Origin of the sequence: Microbulbifer aggregans (assembly GCF_020524005.1) — a bacterium.
Taxonomy (GTDB): Bacteria; Pseudomonadota; Gammaproteobacteria; order Pseudomonadales; family Cellvibrionaceae; genus Microbulbifer; species Microbulbifer aggregans_A.
In genome coordinates, this window is record NZ_JAIVKK010000011.1 from 59,469 (window position 1) to 83,200 (window position 23,732).

The 23,732-nt window shown below is 56.7% G+C and carries 20 protein-coding genes; 6 read left to right on the forward strand and 14 right to left on the reverse strand.

Going from position 1 to position 23,732, the window contains the following annotated elements:
• The first annotated feature begins 8 nt into the window (after nucleotides 1-8).
• The gene (locus tag LC093_RS17405) at nucleotides 9-1,307 is read left to right on the forward strand and encodes a parallel beta-helix domain-containing protein (RefSeq protein WP_226667852.1); all 1,299 of its coding nucleotides are present in this window, start codon (nucleotides 9-11) and stop codon (nucleotides 1,305-1,307) included.
• Nucleotides 1,300-2,418, forward strand: coding sequence for an SO2930 family diheme c-type cytochrome (locus tag LC093_RS17410; RefSeq protein WP_226667853.1), 1,119 nt, complete (start codon nucleotides 1,300-1,302; stop codon nucleotides 2,416-2,418). Before LC093_RS17405 ends, LC093_RS17410 begins: the two co-directional genes overlap by 8 nt.
• A gap of 49 nt (nucleotides 2,419-2,467) precedes the next feature.
• On the opposite strand, the gene LC093_RS17415 is transcribed toward LC093_RS17410, so the two are convergent.
• The 9 genes from LC093_RS17415 to LC093_RS17455 form a co-directional block, all read right to left on the reverse strand.
• Complete coding sequence (locus tag LC093_RS17415; RefSeq protein WP_226667855.1) at nucleotides 2,468-4,930, reverse strand: transporter substrate-binding domain-containing protein; 2,463 nt, start codon at nucleotides 4,928-4,930, stop codon at nucleotides 2,468-2,470.
• Between the two features lie 195 nt (nucleotides 4,931-5,125).
• The gene (locus tag LC093_RS17420; RefSeq protein WP_226667857.1) at nucleotides 5,126-5,848 is read right to left on the reverse strand and encodes a TetR/AcrR family transcriptional regulator; all 723 of its coding nucleotides are present in this window, start codon (nucleotides 5,846-5,848) and stop codon (nucleotides 5,126-5,128) included.
• A gap of 488 nt (nucleotides 5,849-6,336) precedes the next feature.
• Nucleotides 6,337-7,050 (reverse strand): electron transport complex subunit E, encoded by a 714-nt coding sequence (locus LC093_RS17425; RefSeq protein WP_226667860.1) that lies wholly within the window; start codon nucleotides 7,048-7,050, stop codon nucleotides 6,337-6,339.
• Nucleotides 7,050-7,748, reverse strand: a complete 699-nt coding sequence (rsxG, locus tag LC093_RS17430; protein ID WP_226667861.1) for an electron transport complex subunit RsxG — start codon at nucleotides 7,746-7,748, stop codon at nucleotides 7,050-7,052. The genes LC093_RS17425 and rsxG overlap by 1 nt, the downstream gene beginning before the upstream one ends.
• On the reverse strand, nucleotides 7,748-8,800 hold the full coding sequence (gene rsxD, locus LC093_RS17435) for an electron transport complex subunit RsxD (protein WP_226667863.1): 1,053 nt from the start codon (nucleotides 8,798-8,800) through the stop codon (nucleotides 7,748-7,750). Before rsxD ends, rsxG begins: the two co-directional genes overlap by 1 nt.
• A gap of 22 nt (nucleotides 8,801-8,822) precedes the next feature.
• Nucleotides 8,823-10,979, reverse strand: a complete 2,157-nt coding sequence (gene rsxC / locus LC093_RS17440) for an electron transport complex subunit RsxC (protein ID WP_226667865.1) — start codon at nucleotides 10,977-10,979, stop codon at nucleotides 8,823-8,825.
• Entirely contained in the window at nucleotides 10,976-11,584 is a 609-nt protein-coding gene (gene rsxB, locus LC093_RS17445) for an electron transport complex subunit RsxB (RefSeq protein WP_226667868.1), read from the reverse strand. Before rsxB ends, rsxC begins: the two co-directional genes overlap by 4 nt.
• Nucleotides 11,585-11,603: 19 nt before the next feature.
• Nucleotides 11,604-12,179, reverse strand: a complete 576-nt coding sequence (gene rsxA / locus LC093_RS17450; RefSeq protein WP_226667870.1) for an electron transport complex subunit RsxA — start codon at nucleotides 12,177-12,179, stop codon at nucleotides 11,604-11,606.
• Nucleotides 12,180-12,601: 422 nt separating this feature from the next.
• Nucleotides 12,602-14,257, reverse strand: a complete 1,656-nt coding sequence (locus tag LC093_RS17455) for a methyl-accepting chemotaxis protein (protein ID WP_226667873.1) — start codon at nucleotides 14,255-14,257, stop codon at nucleotides 12,602-12,604.
• Between the two features lie 297 nt (nucleotides 14,258-14,554).
• On the opposite strand from LC093_RS17455, the gene LC093_RS17460 reads away from it, so the two are divergent.
• The 4 genes from LC093_RS17460 (at nucleotide 14,555) to yghU (ending at nucleotide 17,706) form a co-directional block, all read left to right on the forward strand.
• Nucleotides 14,555-15,616 (forward strand): hypothetical protein, encoded by a 1,062-nt coding sequence (locus LC093_RS17460; RefSeq protein ID WP_226667876.1) that lies wholly within the window; start codon nucleotides 14,555-14,557, stop codon nucleotides 15,614-15,616.
• 106 nt (nucleotides 15,617-15,722) lie between these two features.
• Complete coding sequence (locus LC093_RS17465; RefSeq protein ID WP_226667877.1) at nucleotides 15,723-16,184, forward strand: GNAT family N-acetyltransferase; 462 nt, start codon at nucleotides 15,723-15,725, stop codon at nucleotides 16,182-16,184.
• Nucleotides 16,185-16,217: 33 nt separating this feature from the next.
• A complete protein-coding gene (locus tag LC093_RS17470; RefSeq protein ID WP_226667881.1) occupies nucleotides 16,218-16,784 on the forward strand; it encodes a transglutaminase-like domain-containing protein in 567 nt (188 codons plus the stop codon).
• A 43-nt stretch (nucleotides 16,785-16,827) separates the two neighbouring features.
• The gene (yghU, locus tag LC093_RS17475) at nucleotides 16,828-17,706 is read left to right on the forward strand and encodes a glutathione-dependent disulfide-bond oxidoreductase (RefSeq protein WP_226667883.1); all 879 of its coding nucleotides are present in this window, start codon (nucleotides 16,828-16,830) and stop codon (nucleotides 17,704-17,706) included.
• 36 nt (nucleotides 17,707-17,742) lie between these two features.
• Here the strand turns inward: yghU and LC093_RS17480 are convergent, their stop codons facing one another.
• The 5 genes from LC093_RS17480 to LC093_RS17500 all read right to left on the reverse strand — a co-directional run bounded on the left by LC093_RS17480 (nucleotide 17,743) and on the right by LC093_RS17500 (nucleotide 23,443).
• A complete protein-coding gene (locus tag LC093_RS17480; protein ID WP_226667886.1) occupies nucleotides 17,743-18,975 on the reverse strand; it encodes a GNAT family N-acetyltransferase in 1,233 nt (410 codons plus the stop codon).
• Between the two features lie 304 nt (nucleotides 18,976-19,279).
• On the reverse strand, nucleotides 19,280-20,161 hold the full coding sequence (locus LC093_RS17485) for an NAD-dependent protein deacetylase (protein ID WP_226667888.1): 882 nt from the start codon (nucleotides 20,159-20,161) through the stop codon (nucleotides 19,280-19,282).
• Between the two features lie 163 nt (nucleotides 20,162-20,324).
• Nucleotides 20,325-20,774, reverse strand: a complete 450-nt coding sequence (gene cynS / locus LC093_RS17490) for a cyanase (protein ID WP_226667890.1) — start codon at nucleotides 20,772-20,774, stop codon at nucleotides 20,325-20,327.
• Between the two features lie 40 nt (nucleotides 20,775-20,814).
• Entirely contained in the window at nucleotides 20,815-22,542 is a 1,728-nt protein-coding gene (locus tag LC093_RS17495; protein WP_226667891.1) for a bifunctional protein-serine/threonine kinase/phosphatase, read from the reverse strand.
• A gap of 49 nt (nucleotides 22,543-22,591) precedes the next feature.
• On the reverse strand, nucleotides 22,592-23,443 hold the full coding sequence (locus tag LC093_RS17500) for a formate/nitrite transporter family protein (RefSeq protein ID WP_226667893.1): 852 nt from the start codon (nucleotides 23,441-23,443) through the stop codon (nucleotides 22,592-22,594).
• Between the last annotated feature and the right edge of the window lie 289 nt (nucleotides 23,444-23,732).

A 23,732-nucleotide genomic window follows, 5' to 3' on the forward strand; every position in this document is an offset into this window, starting at 1 on the left:
GAGACTCGATGAATACTACCGCTAAACTTGGCGTAGTTCTGCTGACCGCCCTGGCCGCAGCCTGCTCGCAGGACAGCAACAATGGCAAAGCTGCAGAGAGCGCCGCGGCCACTGTGTCCGCGGATTTTCAAAAACAACTGCTGAAGCAGCTGATTCAGGCCAAACCCGGTGATGTCATCGACATCCCGGCGGGCAAGTACAATCTGAACCGCAGCCTGTCCCTGAACGTCGATGGCGTAACCATTCGCGGTGAGGGCATGGATAAGACCATCCTTTCATTCAAAGACCAGATTCAGGGGGCCGAGGGCCTGCTGGTCAACGCCAGTGACTTCACCATTGAGGGGCTCGCCATCGAGGACACCATTGGTGACGCGCTCAAGGTCAACGAAGGCAAGAACATCATCATTCGCGATATTCGCGTGGAGTGGACCAACGGCCCGTCCAGCGACAACGGTGCTTACGGGATTTACCCGGTGCAAACCGAAAATACGCTGGTTGAAGGTACCGTTGCTATCGGAGCATCCGATGCAGGTATCTACGTGGGGCAGTCGCGCAATGTGATTGTGCGCAACAACCGCGCGGAATTTAACGTAGCGGGTATTGAGATCGAGAACACGATCGGTGCCGATGTGTATGACAATGTGGCAACCAATAACACCGGCGGAATCCTGGTATTCAATATGCCGAACCTGCCGCAACCAGGTCACAGCACCCGGGTTTATGACAATCGCGTATTCAAGAACAACACCGATAACTTCGGTCATGAAGGCACACCGGTCGCAGCCGTTCCTGCAGGCTCAGGTATTGTGATTAATTCCAATGACAACGTGGAAATCTTCAATAACGACATCGCGGATAACGACACAGCCAACGTGATCGTAAGCAGCTATTTTGCCGCCGGTTACTACAGCGACAAGTCCACTCAGGAAAATTTCGACCCTTATCCTGAAGGTATTTATATCTACGATAACCAGTTTACCGGTGGCGGCTCCTCTCCGGACCATATGGAGTTGAAAGCGCTAAAAATTGCCAAGTTTGGTTTGACCGGCAGCATGCCGGATATCCTCTGGGACGGTGCCATCGACCAGAAAAAGTTTGTTGACGGTCAACTGCCCGAGAGCCTGAAGTTGTGTATCGATAACGAAGGTGTCGGCATCATCAATGTGGATGTACAGGGCAACTATAAAAACATCACCACCGATATTTCCGCACATCAGTGCAGCCTGAAAAAGCTGCCGCAGATTGTGCTGGAATTTGATCAGCCTCAGGAAGAGCAGAGTGCACAGAATGAGGTGGCCGATGCGTAAATTGTATTGGGGCGCGGTCCTGGCCCTGATGCTGACGGGGTGCGATGCACCCCGTGATCAGGTCACCCTGCACGACCGCGATGCTGTACCCGAGAGCCTGAGTGCATGGCATGTGGTGGAGGCAATCGATGGCGAATTGTCACTCAACGACCGCGTAGTGCCCTACGACCTCAACACCGCACTGTTTACCGATTACGCCCACAAACTGCGTACCGTGTGGATGCCTGAGGGTGCCAGTGCGGCCTACGGGGATGAAGACTTCGAGTATCCAGTCGGTACGATCATCAGCAAGACGTTCTATTACCCGCGTGGTGAAGATGGCAATGTGCTGCGCACCGACGATTACAGTAACGACTTTGCCGGTTCCGGCCTGAACCTCAGCAACGTGAAGCTGCTGGAGACCCGGGTACTGGTGAAGCGTGAAGACGGCTGGCAGGCACTGCCCTACGTATGGAACGAACAGCAGACCGAAGCCGTGCTGGAAATCGCCGGCGATGCCAAGCGCCTGCAGTTGGTGAGCGCGGATGGCAGCGCGGAACAGTTTGCCTACGTGGTGCCGGATGCAAACCAGTGTTCCGGGTGTCACGCTGATAACCACACCCAGAAAGCGGTTCGTCCGATTGGCCCGCGCGCCCGTCACCTGAATAAGGACTATGCCTATCAGGGAGGAAGTGAGAATCAGCTGCTTTACTGGCAGCAGGTGGGCTACCTGAGTGGACTGCCGGAGATGGCATCCGTACCGCATAACGCGGACTACCTGGACACTTCCGTGTCACTGGAGGAGCGCGCGCGGTCGTACCTGGATATTAACTGTGGCCACTGTCATAACCCCAGCGGCGCTGCGGATACTTCAGGACTGATGCTGCATCACAATGAGGTAGACATGCGACGCCTCGGAATCTGCAAACCACCGGTTGCGGCGGGTACAGGTTCCGGAAATCGTCTGTTCGCCATTGTGCCGGGCAGCCCGGAAAAGTCGATCCTGAACTTCCGTGTGGAATCCACGGATCCAGGGGCGATGATGCCGGAGCTTGGACGCAGCCTGGTACATGAGGAAGGTGTTGAGCTGTTGAGTGAATGGATTGCCTCCATTCCCGGCAACTGCTCCTGAGCGAGCACCATCTGGCTGCCCTCCCGAACAAGTTCGCACATTGCGTAACTTATTCCCGGAGGGCGGCCAACTCCTGTGAGACAGGGGAGAGATAGAATGCGCCTGCAAAAAGTTCCGGTGTCCGCTCAATCAGACTCTGTTCCTCATCTTGTTCGCGGCGCTGGTAATCTTCCAGCAGGGCAACGTACGTGCGGAAGCGCGCCTGGATTTTACGTACATAATCGTAGGGCTCCTGCCCCCGGGCAAAGCCATAGCGGGCTTTGGTATAGTATTTTTTTTCTGACAACAGCAGCATCGCGTTTTCGACGTTGTTGAACCACACCTTGCGATCCCAGCCTTTTTCCTCTGCCAGATCCTGCGCATCGTATACATGACCGAGCCCGGCATTGTAAGCGGCGAGCGTAAACCACATCATATTCTCGGCAGTAATGCCTTTGTCTTCGAATTTCCGGTGTAGCCATTCCAGGTACTTGATGCCGGCCCGCACGCTGGTTTCCGGATCGAACAGGTTTTTCTCACCCACCTGCTTGCCGGTATCCGGCATCACCTGCATCAGGCCGCGTGCGCCTACCCAGGACTTTGCTTTCGGGTTGAATGTGCTTTCCTGGAACATCTGGGCAACGATCAACCTCCAGTCGAAGTCATATTTGTCGGAGTATTTTTGCACGAACTTATCGAAGGGCGAGATGGAGCCATTGGCATTCAGGCGGTTGATTTCCTCGCGGCTGCGTTTCGGGGCCGTGAAATATTTTGTGTACAGCGTCTTCAGGTGTTTCTTGGTATTCGCACCATTGAAGAACTTGTTAACCGCTTCGAGCAGCTGCGGGTTGTTGTCGCGCAGCATCCAGGCGTAGACGTTGTCTTCAACATGCAAATCCAGTGCAGTGTGAATATCTGTACGCCAGGTGTGCTCCAGCTTTACCGAAACGTCATCGGCAATGGCCAGGTCGTATTCCTTGTCCGCGACCTTGTCGATAATCTGCTGGATATTCAGTGCTTCGGGTGCCAATTCTATTTTTAGATCGGGCACTTTCTTCTGTAATTCCAGGGCTTCATCGTAGTGGTTGCTCGACTTGCGTACATGCACCGTGCGTCCGGCGAGCTCGCTGGGATCGCTGAACGTTTCGTTTTCCCGCGCCACGATCACCACTTTTTCCTGCATATACGGCGGGCCAAAGGCCATGTGCGCATGTTTGCGGCGCTCGGTGATCGACAGCAGGCTCGCAGCAATATCGGCTTTGCCTTCCTGCAGCATGGTCATCAAATCTTCGTGGCGCGGTGCGACAACGATTTCCAGGCGGAGTTTATGTATTTTGGCGAAAGCCTGTGCCAGCTCGTACTCATAACCCATGATTCGCCCTTTCCACATGTAATAGCTGCCAGGGTGATTACGGGTAACGACACGGATTACCCCGCGTTGTTTTATCTCGTCAAAATCGCCAATGAAACGCTTGGTCGAGCGGGTGAGCAGGCTTTCCCGTACGAATGCGTTAACTGCGGCGAGTAGCTCTGGTGAACCCTTGCGTATCGCCCATGCCATCTGACGCTCTTCGGGGAATACAACATTTTTTTTCAGGTTTTCTTTAAACTGGGTTACGAGGTCGTAAATCTGTTCTTCGACAATGGTGAAGTCAATGAGCTTTTCAGATACATCAATAACAAGCTCCACATAGTTTTTTTCGACAATTTTCAGTTCCAGGCCCGGGTGCTGGCTGGCGAACACCTTGGCTGCTTCCGCATAGGATGTGCCTTTGGTTACGACCAGTGTTTTGCCCTTAAGGTCCGACTTGTCCGTCACTTCTTCTTCGTCATTTCTGGATACGAGGATCAAGTGGGTATTTGCGGTGGGAATGGAAAAATCCACGAGCTGCTTGCGCGGTTCTGTAATGACGACGTTGTTGGCGACAATGTCGCCCTTGCCCTCTATCAGGTTTGGGCCCAACTCGTGAAAATTGTTGGCATAAAGAACAACGGGTTTGAGGCCGAGCGACTCTGCCAGACGCTTGGTTTCCTCCAGCTCGATATCCTGCTGGGTGGCTGCGCGGTGGAGGGAGTCGGTGTTGGAGATGTCCACAAGGATGCGTAATTTTCCGTGCTTTCTTATCGCATCGAGGTCACCGGTTTCCACATAGTTGTTGTAGGCGTTGATCGGGTATTCACTGCTGGTTTCCGGCGCCCAGGCGGCCTCCGGGCGCAAATCCTCCTTGGCTGCCATATGCATACCTTTTCCCCGGATCTTGTCGAGAATGGAGGGCTTTTTTGCCGCCTCTTCGGTTGTCGCTGGTGCGTTGGCGTTGGCGTCGGCGTCGGTGGGACCTTTTTGTGGCGCTTGCGGAGTGTCTTGTACGGCCTCTTGTGATACTTCTTGAGGCGTTTCTTGTGCAGCCTCCTGCGAAGTCTGCGGAGCTGTGTCACTGGAGGATGGCTGCTTGTGCGCGCCGCGATCGCAACCGGTCAGCGCGATCGACAGCAGGAGTAGGCAGACAAGCAGGGTGCGAGATCCAATCGACATGGTAGATAAAGCTTCCGGTGCATCTGGATAAAGTCTAGTCGCGCCTGTAGGCGGGTGAGGCGGCTACAACGAATGACGCGCCGGCCGTATTCCCGGTGGGGGAAGCAGGGTCAGGTGGGCGATTGTTTGGCGAGTAATCAGGCAGGTAAGAGGGGGCGCCCGGCGGACAAAAGTTACCGGGCGCCATGCTGAGGGTCACACAGTCTCGGGCTGTGCGGCCTCAGCCGTAGTCGTCTGTTCGACCCGACTGGGGATCAGAGTACGAATCATCAGTGTGACCGTTCTCTCCAGCAGGGGAGAGTCGCTGTTGATGGCGCCATTGAGTATCTGATATTCCAGATTGAGGATGGTTCCATGGACGATCTGGGCGGCGGCTTGGGGATCACTGAATTGCAGCATCTCGAAAAATTCTACAATCAGGTTTTCATTGGCCTGATTCGCCATGCGCATCGCGCGGGTCAGCTGCTCGTTGCGCAATGCCTCATGACGGAATGCCAGTTCAACCAGGCGGTTGTCGCGGTTACTGGCCTGGTCGCGAACATGGGACAGCACGAACCGGGTGAGCTGCTGGGTCAGCTGCCTGCGCCCAAGCCCGGATGCCAGTTGCTCCGGAGTAAGCTGGCGGGCAACGGCAATGCTGTCCGCATGCAGTTGTCGGGTGTGCTCAATATTCTGTTCGACGAAGTAGGTAAAGGAGTCGCTGATCAGATCGTTCAGGTCTTTGAAGTAATAGGTCGTTGCAGCGAGGGGGACGGAAGCTTCGCGGGCAACAGCGCGGTGGCGAATACCGCGAATACCTTCTTTTACGATCAGGCGCAAAGTAGCTTCGAGAATGGCTTTGCGGCGTTGCCGGCTGTCGGCCCGCTGGGCGCGGCGGCCCTGGTAGACCAGTTCAGACTTTCCACTGTCTAAAGTCATGGTGACAGATGTTCCTGTGGTTTTAAAAGTGACGCTTTTAGTAATCAGTAATTCCTAATCTGATTATTGGTTGCGATATTTATCTGCCCGAAGGGCTCTCCGTAGTTTTTTATTTTATATATTCCACTCGCGACAATATTCTGCGTAGTCCGGGTGGAGGCGCTGAACGATGAGGAGGTAATTTACCGCGGAATGTAATTGAGGATGTTATTCCCGAATAATTTACACCGGCCGGACATTTTTGAATTACCAGCTATTCCGGTGAGCGGGTCTTGGTTTACCTAATACTTCTCAACAGCGCGCGCTATTCTAGCGATATGTACCAGCTGCGCTACACCGGAATTGGGGATTGTGAATCAAATCCCATTACATTCCATTACAGTGCGTATTTATTTGAATAAATATTCGATTATTAGCGGGGGATTTTTGTCGGCGGGAATAAATTAGTTTGAAACAATAATTGCGGCCGAATATTCGGCCGCAATTATTTATTGAATTTTGCCTGTGGTACGTACGCGTTTACTACCGGTGACAATTTTTACTTCCGCGCTGCGTCGGCGTTCGATGCGGGTATCGATAGCATTTTTCGCTGCGATCAACAGGCCGGCAACCAGAAAGGCACCGGGGGGCAAAACTGCGACCAGAAAGCCACTGTAGTCCTGCCCGAATACGGGCAGTGTCCAGTTGGCTGCCACCGGGCCAAGCAGCAGATCCATGTCGGCGAATAATGTACCTCGGCCGATTATTTCACGTACTGCTCCAATCACGATCAGAACAGCGGTAAACCCCGCGCCCATCATAAATCCATCCAGCACAGAGGGCAGTACCGGGTTTTTACTGGCGAAGGCATCGGCGCGACCGAGGATTGCGCAATTGGTCACGATCAGTGGGATAAAAATCCCGAGCACCAGGTAGAGCTCATAGGTAAAGGCCTTCATCAGCAGTTCCGCACAGGTCACGAAAGTGGCGATGATCATGACCGATGCTGGCAGGCGTACAGTTTCCGGCATCTGTTTACGCACCAGCGAAACCGCCAGGTTGGAACAGGTCAGTACTGCGGTGGTGGCGAGGCCCAGGCCAATTGCATTCACCACGGAGCCGGTTACTGCCAGCAACGGGCACAGTCCCAGCAGCTGGACCAGCGCGGGATTGTTCTTCCACAGGCCGTTGTGGGTAATTTCACTGTAGTTCGGGGTTGCCATCAATTGTTCTCCGAACCCGCCTTGGGGCTGTTGCGCTCAGGCTGTTGCTGAATTTCTACCGCGCGTTTGGATACGGGGGCGGTGAAAATTTTCTCGCGGTTCTCGGCGACAAAATCCAGAACCTTGCGGACCTGATTGACGACCGCCCTGGGGGTAATGGTGGCGCCGGTAAACTGGTCGAAGGCTCCACCGTCTTTCTGTACCTTCCACTGGTCCCGTGCCGGGTCTTTCAGGGATTTGCCGTTGAACGACAGGATCCAGTCACTTTTTTTGACCTCGACCTTGTCGCCGAGTCCCGGCGTTTCCGCGTGGTTGGTAACCCGTACACCGGCAATGGTGCCATCGCGGTTGACCCCCACGAGGATACGAATCGGTCCGGAATAACCATCCGGGGCGACGGCGGGAACGATGACCGCGTTAATCGTGCCATCTTCTTCCCGCGCCAGGTTGATATTGGCTTCCTGCTTCAGACCGAGCAGTGCCCAGTACTGGCGGGGGATCGGATAGGTATCCAGCAGCATGTCGTTGCTGTGACGATCCAGCGGAATGATTTCCAGCAGTGCCTTGGCAGAGGCTTCGCGTATCGCTCGCTCGATGGGCTCGCGGGTGGTGATCTGGGTCACCGCCAGGGTACCGGCGGTAGCGATCGCGAACAGGGCCAGGATTGCGGCGTTGGAACCGATGGAGCGCTTGAGCATTATTGCTCCTCCAGGTCGGTGGCCTTGCGCGCAGCCTTGTGGCCATAGGTGCGCGGCAAGGTGTAATTATCGATAAAGGGCGCGGCGAAATTCATCAGTAGCACGGCGAAGGCCACGGCATCCGGGTAGCTGCCCCAGGCGCGGATCACAAACAGGATCAGGCCCACGCCAGCGCCAAACACCAGGCGGCCCCTGTTGCTGGTACAGCCGCTGACCGGGTCGGTGATGATAAAGAAGGCGCCGAGCATAGTCGCGCCGGAGAACAGGTGCAGCAGGGGTGAGCCCTCACTCAGGGAGCTGCCGCCGTCGTAGAAGATGATAGACAGCAGGGTAAGTGTGCCGAGCATCGCCACCGGTGCATGCCAGGTAATCAGGCGTCGGAACAACAGGAACAGGCCGCCGATCAGGAAGCCCACATTGACCATTTCCCAGCCGAGGCCGGCAAGGGTGCCCTTGTTGAAGACCGGTTCCATGGAATACAGCTGGGCAAGAATCGTGGACTCGTTGTGACGCACGATTTCCAGCGGTGTGGCGCGGGTAAAACCGTCCACATTCATATTGCCAAACACCAGGGAAAAGGCTTCGCCGACCCCCGGAGTGCCATGTATGAGTTCCCCGGCTCCAACCCAGCGGGTCATCTCCACCGGGAAGCTGATCAACAGCACCACATACCCCACCATGGCAGGGTTGAACGGGTTGTAGCCCATGCCGCCATACAGCTGTTTGGCCAGCACGATGGCGGTAATCGAGCCCACGATCGGGAGCCACCAGGCACAGTAGGGAGGCAGGGCGATACCCAGCAGCAGGGCGGTGACCAGGGCACTGTAGTCTTTCAGATAAAACAGTACCGGGCGGCCGCGCAGTTTCATCACCGCGGCTTCACTTGCCAGTGCGGTAATGGTGCACAGGGCAATATTGATCAGTACTCCGACGCCGAAGTAAATCACCAGCGCCAGTACGCCGGGAATGGTCGCTGCAGCCACCTGCAGCATGACCTTCGACGTGCTCTGGCCCGAGTGGGCGTGGGGAGAGGTTATTCGCATCAGGGACATGGTCGTTCTCTAATCCTGCCCGTTAATCCTGTTGATCGCCGGATTGCTCCGCGCGCTTGGTGCTGAGCTTTTCCTGCATCTTGCCGAGGGCCGTCTCGAAGGCGGCGGTATTGGGGTCGTCTTCGGCGCGGGCCTTTTCCAGGCGTGCCTCAGCTTTCTGTACCCGTTTTTCCAGTGCCTCGATCTCCGTGGCCAGCTTCTCGGTCGGGGTCATGCTGGCACGGGCGGCGGCCGCCGCCTTGGCTTTCTCGATGGCGGCGTTGGCAGCCGAAGACGACGCGCCGGCCTCGGAGAGCCGGGCTTCCCGCTCTTCGGCTTTTTCGACGGGTGTTGATTCCGGGGGCTGTGGTGCTGTTGCCGCCAGCTTCTCCGCCTCGGCCAGTTTGTTGCGGGCGTCCTGCAGTTTCAGTTCCGCGTCTTTGAGCTGCGCGGCCAGTTGTGCCTGCTGGGCATCGTCGGCTTCGTCCAGTTTGGCCTGCATCCGCTGCACGCGGTGTTCGGCACTGGTGAGCGTGCGCTGGGCGCGGGCCAGTTGCTGTTCGGGGGAGGCCTGTTTCGCCTTCACTCGTGCCAGTGCGGCCGCGACTACATCGGATTCCTGTTTGGCGGCCTTCGCCTCGGCGCTGTCAGTGTTGGCTTCGCGCTGCTTGCGGGCTTCTTCGGCGGCTTTTTTACGCGCAAGGCGCTTGGCTTCTTTTTCCTGCTCTGCTTTTTCCATGCGCAGCTTGCGGAACTCGAAGCGCTCGCGAGCGCGATCTGCTTTTTCCTTTTCGGCACGGGCTTCGCGGATATCGCCCTTGGCGGCACGATAGTACTGTACCAGCGGGATACTGGAAGGGCATACATAGGAGCAGGCGCCGCACTCGATACAGTCGAACAGGTTGTAGGCCTGCAGCTTTTCGCGGTCTTCCGCGCGTGCGTACCAGTACAACTGCTGGGGCAGAAGGGAAGCCGGGCAAGCCTCGGCGCAGAGGCCACAGCGGATACAGGCCTGCGCCGGTGGTGGCGGCGGCAGCTCTTTATTGGTGGGCGCCAGGATACAGTTGGTGGTTTTCACCACTGGTGCGCTGTCATCCTCGACGGTGTAGCCCATCATCGGGCCACCGATAATGATCCGCTGTAGCTTCTTGCGGTCGATACCGTGGCAATCGAGGATATGGTGGATGGGGGTACCGAGGGGGACCTCAATATTGCGGCTGCGCTCGAGGGCTTCCCCCACCACTGTGGTAATACGGCTGACCAGGGGCTCACCAAAAGTAATCGCCCGGTACACGGCGCGGGCGGTGCCCACGTTCTGGCACACGATACCGACATTTGCCGGCAGGCCTTCGTTGGGAACCTCGCGACCGGTGAGGATCTGGATCAGCTGCTTCTCGCCACCGGACGGATACTTGGTCGGGAACACCACGACATGGAAGCGCGTGCCTTCGGCCGCGGCGCGCATGGCGGCGATGGCTTCCGGCTTGTTGTCCTCAATGCCGATCAGCACCCGTTCGGGCTCGTCCAGCAGGTGAGCGAGTATTTGCACACCGCCGATAATTTCATCGGCGCGCTCGCGCATCAGCATATCGTCGGCGGTGATATAGGGTTCGCACTCGGTGCCGTTAATGATCAGGGTGTCGATCTCGGCACCGCCGCGGGGATTCAGTTTGACCGCGGTGGGGAAGCCGGCGCCGCCCATACCGGCGATGCCGGATTCGCGGATCTTTTCCAGCAGCTCGCCGGTATCCCGGTTGCGGAAATCGTCCATCGGGGTGAGTGCGCACCACTGGTCGCGGCCATCGGCGCGAATCTGGACACAGTCTGCCAGTATCCCCGAGGGGTGCGGTACCGGCATGGGCTCGATCGCCACCACCTTGCCGGAAGTCGGCGCGTGTACCGGGCAGCTGACCGGGCCATCCGCCTCGGCGATTTTCTGGCCCTTGAGTACCTCATCGCCCAGAGATACCAGCGGAATGGCGGTAGCGCCGATATGCTGGTTAAGCGGAACGATGAAATCTTCCGCCAGCGGAATGGTGCCGATGGGCTCGCCGGTGGACTGGTGCTTGTTCTCCGGCGGGTGGACGCCGCCATGGAAATCATTGGGTTTCAGCTCGCGCGCCTGTTCGCGGGCAATCAGGCGTGCTTCACGGGCTTCGCGGCGCTCCCCGGCGCTCAGCCGTTCCTGGGTCTGGCTCATGCGGCACTCCGGTCATTGGCGTGCAGCTCGGGTCGGTCGCTGGCGATCAATTGGATTCCATCTTTCGGTTTTTTCGGGTGCCACTCCTGCAGGCCGGTTTCCAGCGGCACCATGTCAATACAGTCCACCGGGCAGGGCTCCACGCACAGGTCACAACCGGTGCACTCGTCCACGATCACGGTGTGCATCTGCTTGGCGGCGCCGACGATGGCATCGACCGGACAGGCCTGGATACACTTGGTGCAACCGATACACTCAGCTTCACGAATAAATGCGACTTTCTTGACGTCTTCCTCGCCGTGCTCGGCATCGAGTGGGATTGCCTCCACATCCAGCAAGTTAGCCAGCTCGTTGATCGTGGCCTGGCCACCGGGCGGGCACTTGTTGATGGCCTCGCCATTGGCGATGGCTTCGGCATAGGGGCGACAGCCCGGATGGCCGCACTGGCCACACTGGGTCTGTGGCAGCAGGGCGTCGATCTGGTCTACGATCGGGTCACCTTCCACCCTGAAGCGCACCGCGGCAAACCCCAGCAGGGCGCCGAATACGAGGGCCATCCCCCCGAGGATCAGCAGGGGCGTGGATACTTCTGATAACCAGTCCATTCGCTAACTCGCCTCCGACCTATACCAATCCGCTAAAGCCCATAAAGGCCAGCGACATCAATCCCGCGGTCATCATGCCGATAGCCGCGCCTTTGAAGGGCTTGGGTACATCCGCCATGGTCAGGCGTTCGCGCATGGCGGCAAACAGGATGAGGACCAGGGAAAAGCCCACGGCTGCACCGAAACCGTACAGGGTGGATTGCACAAAATTGTTTGCTTTCAGCGTGTTCTGCAGCGCCACACCCAGCACCGCGCAGTTGGTGGTAATCAGGGGCAGGAACACCCCGAGTACCCGGTACAGTAACGGGCTGGTCTTCTCGATAAACATGCGCGCAAACTGGACCACTACTGCGATCACCAGAATAAAGGAGATGGTGCGCAGGTACTCCATGCCGAAGGGTTCCAGCAGGTAAGTATTCACCAGGTAGGAACAGATGGCGGCCAGGGTAAGGACGAAGGTGGTGGCGCCGGCCATGCCGATGGCGGTTTCCAGCTTGTTGGAAACGCCCATAAACGGACACAGGCCGAGGAACTGCACCAGCACATAGTTGTTCACCAGGATGGTGCTGAGCAGGATGACGGCGAATTCGGTCATGGTTCTCCGCGGGTGTCGGTTAAGAGCTGGTATGTTGGCAAAGCCTAGCACTGGCGCCAATACACCCCGCAACGTTGCGGGACAGATCGACCTGTTTGTCGATCTCCACACCAGGGTCGGCCGTTTGGCGTAAGCCGCCGCCGGCGCTTGGCAATTGGCTGGGGGAGAGGTGCTGCGCAGGGCCGCTATTATGGGTGACCGCCGGGGCGCCTTCAACTCGCGGGAGGAATGGTTTGCTGGGGTTCGAGGCGAGATTGTGAGCCGGCGGGTGAATAGAGACGTTTGAATGGGGGTGTTTGAGCAAGACCCGGCGAACGGTAAAGACGCCGCCCCACTCCACAAACGGGGTTGGGGAAAGGGGCGGCAGTCAGTATGACTGTTGTGACGGAGCTATTTAAGAGCCATAAGGAGGTCTCTCTGGCTTATGCCGCTACCAGACGCGGGGCCTCTCGCGCTGCCGTTCTATCGTGTGTCGGATGTTCGCTGTCGACTTCATTCTCCGGTTCTTTCGCCTCATCCTCATTAGCGTCCGCTATCTGGAAGCGTGCAATCAGTTTCTGCAACTGCTGAGCCTGCTCTTCCATGGACTGGGCTGCAGCACTGGATTCCTGCACCAGCAGGGAATTCTGCTGGGTGGCCGCGTCAATCTGGGATACCGCGGCGGTAACCTGGCTGATGCCGCTGATCTGCTCGCCAGTGGCGATGGAGACTTCCTGCATCAGGGTGGCCAGGTCGTTGATCGCAGAAACCGTCTGTTCAATGGTTTCACCACTGCGCCGGGATTGGGTGGCGCAGCGGCTGATCATTTCCTTGGTTTCCTCCAGCATCGAGCGGATCTGCCCGGACGATTCTGCTGCGCGGCCCGCCAGGTTGCGCACTTCTTCTGCCACTACGGCAAAACCGCGCCCGTGCTCCCCGGCCCTGGCGGCTTCCACTGAGGCGTTGAGTGCGAGGATGTTGGTCTGGAAGGCAATGCCGTCGATAGCTTCGATGATGCCATTCATTTCATTGGAGCGCTGGGCGATTTCCTGAATCAGCCCCATGTTGGTCTTCACTTCCTCGCCGCCGGCGCGGGCATATTCCGAAGCACTGTTGGCGAGGTCACTGGCCTTTTGCGTGGTCTGGGTGTTTTGCTGGGCCGTGGCCGAGAATTCTTCCATGCTCGCCGCAGTCTCCTGCAGCGCGGCAGCCTGTTGTTCGGTACGGGTGGCCAGTTCCTCGGCGCCCACCGCCATCTCATTGGCACCGGTATTCACCGAATCACTGGTACCTTGCAGCTGGGAGACCAGGTTGGTCAGTGAGTCGCTCATCTCGCGCATGGCTAACAGCAGCATGGCGGTCTCATCGCGGCCGTGAACAGCGATCTGTGGGCGCAGGTCCCCCGCGCTGATCAGCTTGGCGGCGTCGACTGCGCGCTGCAGTGGACGGGTGATACTGCGGGTGATGAGCACGGCCAACAGGATCGCGAGCACCAGTGCCGACAGTGCAACCGCCACTAACCAGGTGCTCGCGCGTTCGAAGGCACTGGTCATGGTTGGCAGTGCTGCGTCCATATCGGCCGCAGCCAGTTCATCGATGGCTTTGGCTTCGGTTTCCAGCTGGTAAATATTGGCCTTGTATTCGGAAAACGCACTGTTGGCGGCAGCGGTGCTGCGCAGTTTTCGGGCCGCTATGCGTTCGTGGATACCGATAAAGTCTTCCCTGTAAGCGGCCAGCGCCTGCCGGGCGAGGGCGTAGTGCTCAAGCAGTGTCGGGTCCGAGGTCAGCGTTTGCCCATTTTCCAGTGCGTGATCAAGGCGCTCGCCGGTCTGCTGCCAGCGTTCGAAGTAGGACTGTACTTTTTCGGGTTTGTTGACGTTGATAAAGACATCTTTCTCGAAGCGGCGCTCCTGCAGGGCAAGGATCTGAACTTGCTGGGCATTCAGGGCCAGCGCGGCATTCACGGAAAGTGCTTCTTTTGCGGTGTTTTTGAAATTGGACAGCGATAACAGCCCCACACCCGTGGCGATGGCCAGCAGGCCAACGACAAGCGCAAATGCGATGGCCAGGCGCATTCCGATATTTATACGGCTTAACATAAATTCCTTCTCTTCAGGATATTGCTAACAGTTATATCTTCGGCTTAATTGGGTATAACTTGAGGATTCTGCGTTTTAATGGAATGCCGAGCAGGGATATCAGGAGTTGATATTTGATATGGCGCCCTCTCGCTAATGTGATCTATTGGGCGTAGCGCCAGCGTATCAAGAGCCTTATCCCTGGACTGAAGGTCCGGTCTGGTGGCGATGGTGGGCGGGGTGTCACTCGTCTTGCCTGGGTAATAAAGCTTCAGAGGCTGGATTTTTCACTAATCGATGGTAATGACCGGGGGTAGCATGCCGCTCAAGAGCTGGATACGAAGCCATAAGAGTTATCGCTTTCAATTGAGTTGGGGGCTACTGGGTTGCCTCACGCTGTTAATGGTGGCGATTTTTATTGGTCCTTACAGTGAGCACATAGAATTCCTGCCAGATGAAACTCGAGGCTGGTATTACTGGCAGTTGCCTGAGCCTTCTACCTGGGCATTTATCACCGCCTGGGTTGGCTATGCGGCGCACCAGCTGTTTCACTGGTGGATCATCTTTCGCGCGAAGCAACTGCGTCACAAAGAGGGTTTGGGCTACACGAGCGGCTTACACCCGATCAACGTATTGGCGCTGGTCGGTAATGCTTTCTTTATTGGACTGCATATACTCCAGACTAAGTTTTTTTACGACGGCCTGGCACAGACGGTTTCGGTGTGGTCGTCCCAGTTCGCCGTCATTTTCTTGCTGGTGGTGGTCCTGATCATGGAAAACCCTCGCCGGGGGCTGTTCTTTGGCAAGCGGGTTCCGATCAAGCAAACCGTGGTGACCTGTCTCAAACGCTATCACGGGTACTACTTTTCCTGGGCGATCCTCTACACCTTCTGGTATCACCCCATTGAACTCACCCTTGGGCACCTGCTCGGTTTCTTCTATCTGTTTGCGCTATTGCTGCAGGGCAGCCTGATGTTTACGCGCACCCATCGCAACCGTCACTGGACTTTCTTCCTGGAGAGCTTTGTGCTGATTCATGGGGCGGTTGTCGCCTACCTGTCGCCGCTGCAGGGCTGGTCGGCGGTGGCCATGTTCTTTACCGGCTTCCTGACCATGATTGTGGTAACCCAGATTCACGGACTGGGCTTGTCGCGGAGGATCATAGGGAGCATCATCGCCGGGTACGTGTTGCTATTACTGGGATTGGTGGCCAGCGGCGTGATGAGCTGGCAGCTGCCACTGCGGATTCCTTTTGGGGAATATGGGCTGGTGCTGGTGGTAAGCCTGCTGTTGTGGGGCGCCCTGGCCCTGACCGCCCGGGGGAGGGGCAGTATGGCCCCAGAGTTAGAGAAGGATAATTTAGAGGTAACCCGGAGTTAGGGTCCGGGAGGACCTTAGGATAATCAGCGGGTTATTGGCGAATCGAAAATTATAGGTTGGCGATTGGTGAGTGGTTAACGCGTGGTAAATGATATTAGGAAGTACTATGTTGAATATCGAAGTTGACGACCTGTCCAGTAACGAAATCGCCGCATTCCTGCAGGCGCATATTGATGACATGCGATCCATGTCCCCGCCGGAAAGCAAGCACGCCCTGGACCTCGATGGTCTGCGCCAACCGGAAATTACCTTCTGGTCTGCCTACAGTGACGGTGAGCTGGTTGGCTGTGGTGCGCTCAAACAGCTGACGCCGGAGCACGGCGAAATCAAGTCCATGCGCACTGGCACTCGCGCTCGCGGCAATGGCGTTGGCTCCGCGATGCTGCAGCACATCCTCGATGAAGCCAACAGGCGCGGCTATACCCGCCTGAGTCTGGAGACGGGCTCCATGGATTTCTTCAAACCCGCGCACCGCCTGTACGAGCGGCACGGCTTTGAGTTCTGCGGCCCGTTTGCACAATATCGGGAAGACCCGAATAGCCTGTTTATGTCTCTTGAACTGGAATAATTTCAGGCTTCCCCGAAAGGATTTAAATACAACATGGAGAAGTTTCTGCAAACCTGTGCGGTTGTTGACTGGATGCATCCGGAGGTTTTTCGCAGAGCCCGTCAGCTGGCAAGGGGCGCAGCGAACCAGAATGGTGTAGTCAAAAACTGTTTTGAATTCGTGAGAGACGAAATCAAGCACAGCTGGGATTACTGTATGAATCCGGTGACCTGTACTGCGTCTGAAGTGCTGCTCGCTGGCACCGGGTACTGTTACGCCAAGAGTCATTTGCTGGCTGCCTTGTTACGGGCCAATGAAATCCCCTCCGGGCTTTGTTACCAGAGACTGTCCATGGATGAAGAGGGTAAACGTTTTTGCCTGCATGGGTTGAACGCGGTGTATCTGGATGCGTTCGGTTGGTATCGTTTGGATGCCAGGGGCAATAAACCGGGGGTCACTGCGGGTTATGCCCCTCCCATTGAGGTACTTGCCTTTGCAGAGCTGTCTGCGGGGGAGCGGAATCTGCCAGATATATATGTGGAACCATTGCCGGCAGTGGTTGATGTGTTGCGGCGAAGTACTACGTATATTGAGGTCTCTGAAAACTTGCCCGATCACTGATCGAAAAACGTAGCCCTGAGCTTCTTTTAATTATGGAGTTGTGATGTCTGACACCACTTACACCCCGCCAAAAGTCTGGACCTGGGATCACGCAAACGGTGGGCAGTTTGCCAGTATCAACCGCCCTACAGCTGGTGCCACGCATGAAAAAACGTTGCCGGTGGGAGAGCATCCGCTGCAGCTGTACTCCCTCGCCACACCCAATGGGGTGAAAGTGACCATTATGCTCGAGGAGCTGCTTGCCCTCGGGCATGAAGGGGCCGAATACGACGCGCACCTGATTCGGATTACCGAAGGCGATCAGTTCGGCAGTGGATTTGTCAGCATCAATCCCAACTCAAAAATCCCCGCACTGGTGGATCACAGTACGACACCACCGATCCGCGTGTTCGAATCTGGTTCCATCCTGGTGTACCTGGCCGAGAAGTTCGGTGCGTTTCTGCCGCATACGCCCGAGCAGCGCACCGAAACAATGAACTGGTTGTTCTGGCAGATGGGGGCGGCACCTTTCCTTGGTGGTGGCTTTGGCCACTTCTATGCCTATGCGCCGGAGAAATATGAATACCCCATCAACCGTTATGCGATGGAGGTAAAGCGCCAGCTCGATGTGCTCGACCGCCAGCTGGCCGAGCATCCCTATGTTGCGGGAAAGGAGTACACCATTGCCGACATGGCCATCTGGCCATGGTACGGTGCGGTAGTCAGAAACGAGGCGTATGACGCTGCGGAATTTCTCGAGGCGCACAGCTATAAAAACCTGAATCGCTGGGTCGAGGAAATCGCTGAGCGCCCGGCAGTAAAGCGTGGGGGTATGGTGAATCGAACCTGGGGCGACCCCGCGTTGCAGTTGCACGAGCGGCACGATGCCAGCGACTTTGACCTCCGTACGGAAGACAAACTCTCCGATCAGGGAGGCGACTGAGCGAAATACTGCCGCTGGTAAATGGCCTCCTCACATTTAGCGGGAGGCAGTTTTGGTGTTTTTCAGGCGGTCAATGATAGATCGCCGAATCTGTTTGAGTCGCTTCAGCAGGCCGCTGGATTGCAGGAATCGTGTGGTTGAATTCGCAAGAACGTTTAAGCCCCGGGCGATCCTTGCGTTAGTGGATGCAGCGTAAAAGTTTGTCGAGGTATCTTCCCGGCGCAGGGTGCCATAGAGTTCTTTGTAGCTGTAATCGCCGATACCATAGTCGATCCAGCGAATGCCTTCGTTCTGCAACCGCTCGATTACTCGGCGGAGTAAATAAGTCCCCGGCGCCAGTTTCCCGTATTGCGGCAGAAAGGAGGTGGCCAGCAAGGTAAAGGTACCATCCACCACGGGTCCCACAATATAGGCAATGGGTTCGCCTTCGACTTCCAGCAGGTAGCCGCGGAAACTGCCGTTTTCGGCATGTATTCTGGACGTACTCTTCCAGGCCATATCGTCTTTTACCCCAACGCCAATGCTCTGCTGATAGCTGGCAGCGACGATATTGACTGCCACCTTTAAAAAACCGGCAATATCTTGCGGGTTGCGGATTTCCCGTATTTCAACCGAACCGTCAAACGCCTCAACGAGCTTGCGATCTTTACGGCGAAATCCACTGCGTGTTTTTGCTGAATTGGTCACCACCGGGTTTCCATGGCGATCATTCAGCTCGGTGAACCAGCGGGCTACTTTTGTCGGATTCCCATCGCCTGATTTGTTGAGCCCGTTGTCAAGCGCTTTCCCGGCTTCGCCATCCGGAGACAGGCGAAAAATTGAAATGCATTCAAGATCTCCACCAGCCAGTAACGCTTGCAGGTATTTTTTCTGTTGCAGTGCGGTTTCCGCGCTCAGTGCCTCGAGCCCGCCTTCGGTAATATTCAGCGTCCGAAGCTGTGGCATTGGAAGCCTCCGGTTTCCAATCGTAATCAGCGGGCGTCGGACGCTAAGACGGCCGATCAGTATCCCGTCAGGTTTGCCATCCTTTTTCCACAGAGCGACATACGGGGTTTTATCGCCGGGGATTTCGGAGAGAAAAGGCAGGAAAAAATCGGCCTTTGCCGTAGCGACCCTGGGGGCATCTCTCTGGTCCGCGAGTTCCCATGTATGGAGTAGCTTCTTGGCCCCATCCAGGGTGAAGGCAACGTTCAGGTTAAGTCCTGAACGTTCTGCCTCCGTTTTTGACTCTTTGATTTCAACTGCTTCGGCTAAAGTTTGCGCTTCCATTGAGCATCCATTCGACGATGTGCGATTTCCGGGAACCGGATTTCGGCTGATGAGTAACTATCCGTGGAGCCTTCTGCCGTGCAGCCATTTGGCGCCGCGTTACTTTCAGGCAGGTCAATTGTCAGTAGATTCTGGTGGGGAATTTTTATCGTGAGTACATATCGCTGCCAATTTTTTGCGATGTGCCTCGCGGGATATGTCAGCTTCGAAAGTTCGGATCGCGCTAAAAGAAGTGCGCGTCACGGTGGCGCCGAGTGACGCTGGGTAATACGGAGATGTGGGATCGCGAACCGGTTCGGTGGCGCTACAGTTGCTGCAGCACCGCAGCCAGGGTTTCGCCGATATGCGTATTCAATTTGAGGTCAATCAGGTCATCGGCGCGGGTGCGTCCCAGAGTGAGAGAGGCCAATGGCTTATTCCATTCCTTCGCAATGCGGCAAAACCGAAACCCTGAGTAGACCATCAGTGACGAACCAACCACCAGCAGTCCGTCGCTCGCTCGCAGCGCGTCCATCGCCAACTGCACCCGGGTTTTGGGTACATTGTCTCCGAAGAACACCACATCCGGTTTCAGAATGCCGGCGCATTGCGGGCAGTCGACTACACGGAAACTGTTGAAGTCCACTTCCAGGTCGGCATCGCCATCTGGCGCAGTATCCGCCTGGAAATGCCGGAACGCCGGGTTCAGCGCGTAGCTGCGGTTGTGAATGGTCTGGCGGTCGGCGCGGAAGTTACAGCTCATACACTGAATCTCGTCGGCACGGCCGTGGAGATCAATCACCTTCTCACTGCCAGCCTGCTGGTGCAGCCGATCCACATTCTGTGTTACCAGCAGTTCCACGTGTCCGCGCTGCTCCAGCTCAGCCAGGTGAAAATGCGCAGGGTTCGGCTGCGAGTTGCGGATAACCGGCCAGCCGATCAGTGCGCGCCCCCAGTAGCGTTGCCGGGTGCGCTCGCAACGCATGAAATCCCGGTGGTCCACTGGTGGTTTGCGCTTCCACTCGCCATTTTTGTCCCGGTAGTCCGGTATGCCTGAATCGGTACTGACGCCTGCGCCGGTAAGGATCATCAGGCGCGGATGACGGTGGATAAAGTCCACCAGCAGCGCTGCAGCGTCTTCCACGCTATGTGGCGGTGTAAAAGCTTCGCTGGAAATGACGCCTGCTGCGGGGGTGGATGTGCTCAAGATCGAACTACCGGGTTGGCTGAGTGATCGATCATTGTAATCCAGTTTGGATACGGTCTTGTCGGTCAGTCCGGGCTGGTTAGTTTACCGGTGTGTGAAGCAGGCGGGAGCTGGGCCCACCTGCGTTCGCACTAAACCGACTAGCGGGTCTTATCAATACGTCTCAATACGTTTTGTACGGCAGGAATTTGCCGGACAACACCATGTTTACCCGGTCCCCTTTCGGGTCTTCCTCGCGCTGGATATCCATCGAAAAATCGATCGCGCTCATGATTCCGTCACCAAACTCCTCGTGTATCAGTGCTTTGATGGTGGTGCCGTACACATTGACCAGCTCATAGAATCGATAAATCAGCGGATCTGTCGGCACCTCGGTGGGCAGGGAGCCTTTGTACGGGGCGATCTGCAGCCAGGCGATGGCCTCGTCACTGAGGTCGAACAGCTCACCGACAATCTGTGCCTGGGGTTTACTCAGCGTCATCTGCCCGAGACAGGCTGCAGTGGTCCACTCTTTTGACTGGCCGATGGCATCAGCCACCTGGACCCATTTAAGTCCTTTAGCGACCTTTGCGACGAGAATCCTTTCCGTGACTTGTTGGCGGTTACTGATCATGGCGTGCTCCTGTGCGGTTTTGGGGTGTGTTCGAATACGTTTATGTGTGGCTGGCAATGACGCTCAACAGGTAGAAAACCAGCAGCAACAAAAGTCCGGATAAGGTTTGCCAGAAACGGGTCGGGTAGCGCTCAAGCAATGGCGCACGGGTGGCGTTCAGGTATTCCGGGTTTGGGTGGCGGAGATCGTGAATGAATTCCGACAACGCCTCGTGGCGGCGCAGCGGATTGGGCTGTAGGGCTCTTTTCAGGGTGGCATCGACCCAGGCGGGGATTTCCCGGGTTTCACTTAAAACGCTGCGGTAGCGCAATTTATGTTGGGCAGCCACGGTCGTGCAGTGCGCTACCCTGGTACCGTAGGGGAATTCACCCGAGAGCAGGTGGTAGGTCAGTACCGCGAGTGAAAATAAATCAGATGCGGGGGTGCCCAGGTCGCCGAGAAAATATTCCGGTGCCGCGTACAATGCTGTGCCGGGAATCGGGAGCGTGTTTTCCACACTGGTTGGAATGCCATCCACACGTGCGGCGCCAAGGTCGATCAGGGTAACGGTGCCGGTGGCACTGATCATAATATTTTCCGGGCGCAGATCCTGGTGCAGAATTTCTGCCCGGTGCAATGCCTGCAGTCCCCTGGCGAGCTGCTCGACGATGCCGCGGACAGTCTCCAGGCCGGGGTTGGGGTTATCGGTCATCCACTGGCGTAACGTCTGCCCCTGCACCAGCTGCATTACCGTGTAGAGATAATTGCGCGGACGTCGTGTGGCCGCGGCACGGATGACGTGTGGGCTGTCCACCCGGCGTGCAACCCACTCTTCCGTCATCAATCTTTCCAGGTACGCGGGATTATCCGAGAGATCGATGGAGGGCAACTTCAGCACTAGCTGCTCTCCACTGGCATCGTCTGTTGCCAGATACACATGGCTGCGACTGCTACCGTGCAGTTCCCGCTCAATGGTGTAGCCGTCGAAGCGCTCGTGGGCTTTCAGGATTGGAGGTAGCGGCAGGTTTTGGGGGGACTCGAGCCCCTCCTGAATACACCCGGGAACCGAAATAACCTGCATCAGCAGGGCGCTCAGATTGTCGCTGCTGCCATTGGCCAGTGCTGCAGTGGCCAGCGCTTCGGCTGCGCTGTCCGGGCACCCGGCGTACTCACCGAGGATCGAAATCAGGGCTTGTTCAGAAAGGTACTCATGTACACCGTCGGTGCTCAGAATAAAAAGGTCGCCAGCCTCAATGGTGAGCCGCAGGTAGTCGATTTCCGGTTGCGGCTCTACGCCCAGGGCGCGCCCCAGGTAACTGCGGTGGCTTCCGGCCCACAGTCGGTGATCGCGTGTCAGTTGCTCAAGGGAGCCACGGCGCAGCCGGTAAATCCGCGAGTCACCCAGATGAAACAGGTGTGCTTCATGCCCCTTTACTACAAGCGCGCTGAAGGTGCAGACATAGCCTTTATTTTTATCGGGCCAGTACGGGCTCTGGCGAGTCTGGGTGTATAGCCAGGCGTTGGTTGCATTCAATACCCGCTCGGCTGCGCTTCGCACACTCCAGGCATCGGCGGTGCAGTAATAGTCTTTTAAAAAACTGTTCACTGCCGTTTCACTCGCCGTGGCACTGACCGGACTGGAACTGATGCCATCGGCAATGGCGGCGGCGGCGCCCTTTACCTGCAGTTGCGGCTCACCGGGCAGGTGCGCACCACACCAGTCCTGGTTTTCCGGTTTGACTCCGGCGCAGGAAAATTGGCCAACATCGAGGGAAAGTGTATTTTGCATGGAAAATTCCCGGCCGCGGTTACGGCCGGGATCCGTCTGTGATGGAAAATCAGGCCATGGCTTCACTGCCACCGGAGGATTGATTTGCCGCGACCAGCGTTCGTTTGGGCGCGGTCTTGTAGTGGGTGCTGTACAGGGTAAGACCGGTAAAGGCCAGGCCGCCGACAAGGTTACCCAGTGCAGTGGGGATTTCATTCCAGATAAAGTAATCCGCTACGGAAAAGTCGCCGCCCATGATGATCGCGGAGGGAAACAGGAACATGTTCACCACCGAGTGTTCGAAGCCCATGAAAAAGAACAGCATGATGGGCATCCACATCGCCAGCACCTTGCCGCTCACATAGGTGGATATCATTGCGCCAACCACGCCCATGGAAACCATCCAGTTACACAGCATGCCGCGCAGGAAAATGGTCAGCCAGCCGGCGAGGCCGTACTCGGCGTAGCCCAGGGTGCGGGCTTCACCGACGCTGGCAATCTTTGCGCCCACGGCACCGGGCTCGGTGTTGAAGCCCATGGTGAATACGAAGGCCATCATTACCGCGACCGTCAGCGCCCCGGCAAAATTACCCACGAAAACCAGACCCCAGTTGCGCAACACGCCGGACACAGTAACCCCCGGACGTTTGTCCAGTAGAGCCAGTGGGGTCAGTACAAAGACGCCGGTCAGGAGGTCGAAACCCATCAGGTACAGCATGCAGAAGCCGACCGGGAACAGGATGGCACCGATAAGAAATACCCCGGTCTGTACTGCCACAGTCACGGCAAATACCGCGGCAAGGGCAAGAATCGCCCCAGCCATATAGGCGCGTACCAGCGTGTCACGGGTGGACATATAGATTTTGGATTCCCCCGCATCGACCATTTTTGTCACAAATTCCGTTGGGACTAGATAAGCCATAGTTTTCACCTTGTTGAAAGTTGGGAACCAGATGTCCATTTGGGCTTGGCCGGCTGCGAAGTTTCACCAGGGCAGGGGTGATATCGCAGGGAAACCCGGGCACAAAAAAAGCGCCCACACAAACCGGTCAATACCGATAAGTGATGGACGCCTTTATCCAATGTTCATATTGTTGTGGGTATGCACCCTTTGCGGGGTTCACCAACCCGCACACTGATATTGAAAGCAAGCACAGTGCCAACTTGAACTTTCCGTGTGCCGGTAACAATGAAACAAGCGTGAATCGGCG